This window comes from Polaromonas sp., assembly GCF_049790275.1.
GTDB lineage: Bacteria > Pseudomonadota > Gammaproteobacteria > Burkholderiales > Burkholderiaceae_C > Polaromonas.
On record NZ_JBAQYR010000142.1, the window covers coordinates 1 to 6,188 of the forward strand.

7 protein-coding genes are annotated in these 6,188 nt (G+C 64.8%); 4 read left to right on the plus strand and 3 right to left on the minus strand.

Annotated elements, in window-relative coordinates; translation table 11 throughout:
* The coding region (locus WA904_RS19480; protein WP_425198784.1) for a tRNA dihydrouridine synthase at positions 1-831 on the plus strand (831 nt) is incomplete at its 5' end.
* On the opposite strand, the gene WA904_RS19485 is transcribed toward WA904_RS19480, so the two are convergent.
* Positions 736-1,614 carry an NUDIX hydrolase gene (locus WA904_RS19485; RefSeq protein WP_425198785.1) on the minus strand — a complete coding sequence of 293 codons (879 nt, stop codon included), beginning with the start codon at positions 1,612-1,614 and terminating at the stop codon, positions 736-738. The two genes, WA904_RS19480 and WA904_RS19485, sit on opposite strands and share 96 nt — an antisense overlap.
* A gap of 441 nt (positions 1,615-2,055) precedes the next feature.
* Here WA904_RS19485 and WA904_RS19490 point away from each other — a divergent pair, with 441 nt between their 5' ends.
* The 3 genes from WA904_RS19490 (at position 2,056) to WA904_RS19500 (ending at position 4,100) form a co-directional block, all read left to right on the plus strand.
* Positions 2,056-2,340, plus strand: a complete 285-nt coding sequence (locus WA904_RS19490; protein WP_425198786.1) for a hypothetical protein — start codon at positions 2,056-2,058, stop codon at positions 2,338-2,340.
* 96 nt (positions 2,341-2,436) lie between these two features.
* Entirely contained in the window at positions 2,437-3,171 is a 735-nt protein-coding gene (locus WA904_RS19495; RefSeq protein ID WP_425198787.1) for a hypothetical protein, read from the plus strand.
* A gap of 242 nt (positions 3,172-3,413) precedes the next feature.
* A complete protein-coding gene (locus tag WA904_RS19500; RefSeq protein ID WP_425198788.1) occupies positions 3,414-4,100 on the plus strand; it encodes a hypothetical protein in 687 nt (228 codons plus the stop codon).
* A gap of 61 nt (positions 4,101-4,161) precedes the next feature.
* On the opposite strand, the gene WA904_RS19505 is transcribed toward WA904_RS19500, so the two are convergent.
* Together WA904_RS19505 and WA904_RS19510 are read right to left on the minus strand one after the other, a co-directional pair.
* Positions 4,162-4,500 carry a hypothetical protein gene (locus tag WA904_RS19505; protein ID WP_425198789.1) on the minus strand — a complete coding sequence of 113 codons (339 nt, stop codon included), beginning with the start codon at positions 4,498-4,500 and terminating at the stop codon, positions 4,162-4,164.
* A 203-nt stretch (positions 4,501-4,703) separates the two neighbouring features.
* The gene (locus tag WA904_RS19510) at positions 4,704-5,957 is read right to left on the minus strand and encodes an MFS transporter (protein ID WP_425198790.1); all 1,254 of its coding nucleotides are present in this window, start codon (positions 5,955-5,957) and stop codon (positions 4,704-4,706) included.
* Positions 5,958-6,188 lie beyond the last annotated feature (231 nt).

The window sequence follows — 6,188 nt, forward strand, 5'->3', positions numbered from 1 at the left end:
GTGCCGGTGCGTGCGCAACTGCTCGGCTCCGACCCGGTCTGCCTGGCCGAAAACGCGGCGCGGCTGGCGACGCTGGGGCCGGCCGGTATAGACCTCAATTTCGGCTGCCCGGCCAAGGTGGTCAACCGCCACGGCGGCGGCGCCGCGCTGCTCGAGGAACCCGACACCATTGCGGCCATTGTTGCGGCCGTGCGCCGCGCGGTACCCGCGCACATGCCGGTATCGGCCAAGATGCGTCTCGGTTTCAACGACGACAGCAAGGCGATTGCCTGCGCGCAGGCGATTGCCGGCAGCGGCGCCGACGAACTGGTGGTGCACGCGCGCACCAAGGCGCAGGCCTACCGGCCGCCGGCTTACTGGGAACGTATTGCCGACATCCGTGCGGCCGTCAGCATTCCCGTGGTGGCCAACGGCGAGATCTGGACCGTGAACGATGCGCACCTGTGCCGGCAGGCCTCGGGCTGCGACATGTTGATGCTGGGCCGCGGCGCGGTGGCGGACCCGGGGCTGGCATGGGCCATCCGTAGCGGTGGCCAGCACACGGGGCATGCATGGCAGGCCATGCTGCCGCTGCTGGCCCAGTTCTGGGAGCTGGTCTGCAGCCGGCTCGATGCGCACTCGCGTGCCGGGCGCCTCAAGCAGTGGCTCAACTTCCTGCGCCGGCGTTACCCCGAGGCCGAGCTGGCTTTCCAGGCGCTGCGCACCGTCAATGAGCCGGCTGCCGTTACGCGCTGGCTAGCCGAACAGGGCCTCGAAACCGGCATCGGGTTCGAACCGCCTGTTGCGGTAGCTCAGGCGCGTGGGGCCGGGCAGGGCCTGCTCGCGCACTGAGTGGCGCGCGTCGCCGGGGTAGCAGATCACCCGGCTGCCTTCGTGGTCGAAAGGTTCGGGCTGGATCACCGGCGGCAGGCGCGCGCGTGCTGCAGCCAGCACGCTCGCCACACCGGCGTGGCGCGACAGGTGCGCCAGGCTCATGATCTGCGGCGGTGCCAGTTCGATCTGCCGGTCCCAGTACTGCTGCAGCGCATGGCGCGGGCTCAGCCAGATGCTTTCGGTGGTTTCGAAGTTGTCGTGGCTGGCCACCTGGCCGCCGGGCACGGCCGCCACAAAAAAACGCGTGTCGAAACGTTTGTTGGTCACCGAGGGCGTAACGGGCGTGATCCAGCGTGACCAGGGCACGATGCTCAGTGTCTGCAGGCGCAGCGCCATCTGCGCCAGCACGGCATTGAAACCGAGGCCTTCGCGCAGCAGGGCTGCTGCGCGTTCGGAAAGACCCGGCAAAGGCTGGCCCCCGGCGAACAGCACGCCCGACTCTTCAAAGGCTTCGCGCAAGGCCGCCACGTACACCGCTCCCGCTGTGCGCTGGTCGATCTCCGGCTCGTTCAGGCCGGCATGCAGCCGGTCCAGCGGCTGGTCCAGGTGCACAGCCATGTCCAGTTCGGCGTCTGCCGCATCAACCTTGCCGCCCGGAAACACATACGCACCACCCAGCACGTCGGACAGGCCATGGCGTTTCATGAGGAACACCTCCAGGCCTGCGGGCGCATCACGCAACAGCACCACAGTGGCGGCCGGACGCGGCGGGGTGGTGACGGTTTCCAGATTCAATTCCATGGCGGGCTCCTGGCCACCGAGGCTATCAGAGTCTTGCGGCAGGCCTGATGGAATCCGGGAATCAGGTGGGGACAAAAAAAATGCAGCCGGGTCCGCTGGACAATGTTCCGACGTTTCGCCGATGGGCGGAGATCAGATACCTGTCTTTGTAGCGCGAGGCCCGGCTGGCACAGCCACAGTGTCTGAAGCTGCGCGCGAATGCGATGCAGGCCGGTGGTCATGGCTGGTGTAGTCCCTGTCCGGCAATTACCGCTACAGAATTGCGCGCTGTGCAAGCGGAAGTAAGCATGTGCAAACAGACAGGACCAGTCCTACAGGCATGTGCGTCCCGGACCGACCTCCGGGCAAATTTCACTGGCCTAAATTGAACTCAGTCGGCCCCTCAGGTCGGCATTCACCTCAATGCCCTTCACGGGGCTTTACTTTTCAGGAGCTACCCATATGAAAGCAAATAAATCTCTGACCGCTGCCATCACAGCTGTCGCCCTTGTTGCTGGCGCTGGTTTCGCCTATGCGCAAACAACCTCCGGGACGACACCCGGTGCACCCGGCGACCTGAACAGCCAGCGTGCCGCAGAAATGAAGGCACCTGACGTCAACCCAGCCGCTGGCACGACCATGGAATCGCAGCCGTCCACCACCGGTACCTCGGTGGACAGCAGCACCAGCGCCGCGCCTGCACCTGCAGACACTGGCACCCTGCAGCCTCGCGCTGACCGCAACTAACATCTGACGCGTCATGCGTTTCAGGTCCGCAGGGAAGCCGGATGATTTCATCCGGCTTCCCTGCACTTCGTTAGAGATCCTTAACTCCATACGCCCATGGCCAACAACGACGATTCTTCGCAATTGGATGCTGTCCTGAAAGGTTTGGGTATCGGCTGCGCCGTGCTGGCCTTGATTATGCCGGGGCAGGTCACGTCGCGGCAGAGCCGGCAAACCCCTGCGGCGCTGCAGCAGATGGCCCTCGAGCAGTTGCCGCGCGTTGCCGATTTTGCGGAAGGGCAGCCAACGCCTGAAGTGCGCGAGATGGCCAACTGGGTGATGGGTTCGCGCGATCATCGCGGCATGCCGTTTGTCATTGTCGACAAACGTCATGCCACGGTGTACGTGTTTCAGCCGGACGGAAAGCTCAAAGGCGCCACGCCCGCACTGATGGGCTCGGCCGTTGGCGACGATTCGGTGACGGGTATCGGCGAGCGCGAAATGTCGGCCATCCGGCCGCACGAACGCACCACACCGGCCGGACGTTTCGTGTCCATGCCGGGCGTCAATTCCTTTGGTGAAGACATCGTCTGGGTGGACTACCAGGCGGCTGTCTCCATGCATCGTGTGCGTGCCAAGGAGCCGCGGGAACGCCGGCTGGAACGGCTGGCCTCCGCAACGACGGATGACAACCGCATTTCCTTTGGCTGCATCAACCTGCCGGTCGGGTTCTACGAAACCACGGTCAAGCCGGTCCTGGGTGCTGCGCGTGGCGTGATTTATGTGCTGCCTGAAACACGCCCCCTGCAGGCGGTGTTTGAGAGCTACAGCGTGGCTGCCGCCAAACCCTGATTTTTCCCCGCGTACTGTCGGAGAAAGCCTACACGCCAGCGGTGTCCGGGAAACTCCTTATTTTCTGCAAGAATTAAGCTTTAACGCCCGCCAGTAAAGCGCTGTAAGCTATCAATTTGGTAGCATATTTTCTCATGCAATAACCCCAGTTTTGCCAATTCCAGGCAGGTTTGGGTAGGATATGTCCTACACCCCGGGCTGGTCCCGGTTCTGTACGACCTTCTACTCAACCGGACACCTGGATGACCCTGAAATACAAGACGCTGTGCTCTGTGGCTGCCTTGGGCGCGCTGTTCTTGCTTTCCGGGCCCGTAGCCGCCGGTGATGGTGCTTCGCCGATGCCGCGCAAGGTGCTGCTGGCCGGTCTGGCTGCCGAGGGGGCTTCCCCGGACGCCCTTTACACCGCCCGTTGGGTGCTGGACTCTTCCGACAACCGGGGCCTGCCTTTTGTCATCGTCGACAAAAAAGACGCCCGCGTGTATGTGTTCGAAGCCGGCGGCCATTTGCGCGGCGCAACGGCCGCCTTGCTGGGGCTGGCCCCTGGCGACCAGTCGGTGCCCGGCATCGGCATGCGCAATGTTGCCGACATCCTGCCTTTCGAGCGCACCACGCCAGCCGGGCGCTTCCTGTCCCAGCCGGGGCGCAACCTGGCGGGTGAGGCCGTGATCTGGGTTAACTACAGCGAAGGCCTGGCCATCCACCGTGTGCGCCCGGGCAACAGCCAGGAGCAGCGCCTGCAGCGGCTGGCCTCCAGCACGCCGGGTGACAACCGCATTTCACTGGGCTGCGTCGTCGTGCCGGTGGCTTTTTACGAAAACGTCGTCACGCCCCTGCTGGGAAACAGCTACAGCGTGGTGTATGTGCTGCCCGAAACGCGGCCCGTCCATGCGCTGTTTGGCGCTTACCAAGTCGGCAGCAGCCTGCCTTGACGCTGGGCGCCTCGCGCCCGCTTGCCGTCCCCGTTCGTCATTCGCCGTAGAACTAGCGGGGTCAGGGCGTGCGTGGCATGGAGGCGCTTGAGCCTTGTCGTCCGCCGGAGCGCTCCACATAGGACTCGCCTCTGGACAGGGCATCTCCCCTCGCACTTGCCGTGGCACGCGCGTGGTTGACCGGCGGGCAGGAGGTGTCCGTCACCGAAAACACCAGGTGACCGCCGGGGTACACCGCTGGCAGGGTCTCGTGAAGCTGGTAGCGCATGTCCACCGGTGCCGCTGCTGCGTGGTAGACCACCTGGTTGCTGCGGTTGTAGACCGTGTAGCAGGCCAGCGCCTGGCTGGCGGACAGCACGGGAAGCAGGGTGGCCAGGGTGTACTTGAGGACGGTGTTCATGAGCAGGCCTTTCAAAAGTGCCATCTTCCATCCGTCGTGCCGTTAAATACGCAGGCGGGTGGCGGGTTGCCGTGTCAGCCGGTACGCTGGTTTCGCAGGACCTTGTGCTTATTTGCTATGAAATAAATAGCTGCTTGCGCCCGCAGAATAAGGGCTGAAGTCTGTTTTTATGCCCAATCCCGCAGCTTGACGTGTTTGCCGATTCACGCAACCTGGACGGCCGTGGCGCGCCGGCGCACACGGTACAGCAGGAAAAACACGATGCTGAAGTTCAGCAGGTTCCACGCGATGCCGTTGATGAAAGCCGCATGGTAGGAGCCTGTCAGGTCAAACACCTTGCCCGACATCCAGCCTCCCAGCGCCATGCCGATCATGGTGGCCATGATCACCATGCCGACCCGCGCGCCGGCTTCGGCGGGCAGGAAGTATTCGCGCACGATGATGGCGTAGGAAGGCACGATGCCGCCCTGGAACAGGCCGAACAGCGCGGCAATCAGGTACAGCGACACCAGCCCGTCGAAGGGCAGGAACAGCAGCAGGGCGATGCCCTGCAGGGCCGAGCCCAGTAGCAGCGTGCGCAGGCCGCCGATGCGGTCGCAGATCATGCCTGACACCAGCCGGCTCACGACGCCGCAGGCCAGCATGAGCGAGAGCATTTCGGCGCCGCGCGCAGCGCCGTAACCCAGGTCGGCGCAGTAAGAGACGATGTGCACCTGCGGCATCGCCATGGCCACGCAGCAGCCCACGCCGGCCACGCACAGCAGGGTTTGCGCCTTGCCGGGCGACAGGCCGAAAGGCAGGCTGCTGGGCGTGGCCGGGGCGCGGGCATTGGGCGCCGCCGGCACAGCCAGCGGCGGGCGCTTGCGCATCAGCAGGGCCAACGCCGTCATGGTGACGAAGCTGAAGAGGCCCAGGCCGAGGTAGGTGTGGCGCCAGCCGTCGGTTTCCACAAAATGCTGCACGATGGGCGGCCAGATGGCACCGCCTATGTAGTTGCCGCTGGCGCATACCGCCACTGCGATGCCGCGACGGCGCACAAACCACAGGGAGGTATCGGCCAGCAGCGGTGCGAAGGTGGCGGAGCTGCCGAACAGCCCGATCAGGAAGCCATGCGCCAGCGTGAACATCCAGATGCTGCCTGCCATGGCGGCGGCAACATAACCCAGGCCCAGGCTGGCCGCGCCGATCAACAGCGGCACCATCACGCCGAAGCGGTCGGCCAGCCGGCCCATCAGCATGCCGCCTATGCCAAAACCGATCATCAGCAGGGTGTAGGGCAGCGAGGCGTCGGCGCGCGCGACGCCAAACTCGGCCTGCACCGCAGGCAGCACCACCGCCACCACATACATGCCGCTGGCGCCGACGGTCATCAGGGCCAGCGTGACCATCAGACGCACCACGGCATACCGTGAATCGGCCAGGGCAGACGGATCATGCAGGGTGGCTGGAGGGCTCATGGGTGGGGTGGGCCACGGCGGGCTGCGCGCTTTTTTCCCCTGCTCATGGAAGGGTGGCGGCAGGTCCTGTGCTGGCGGTTTATCCCAGGCCGGACGGCTGGGTGGGCTGGAAATCGGGCTGGGCGCCCGAAGCCGCTTTTTCCTCCATGCTGGCATCGCGCGCTGCGAACATGCTCTGCAGATCTTTCAGGTCGCGCAGCACCTCGTCATCAGCGCCGGCCGGGGTTGCGG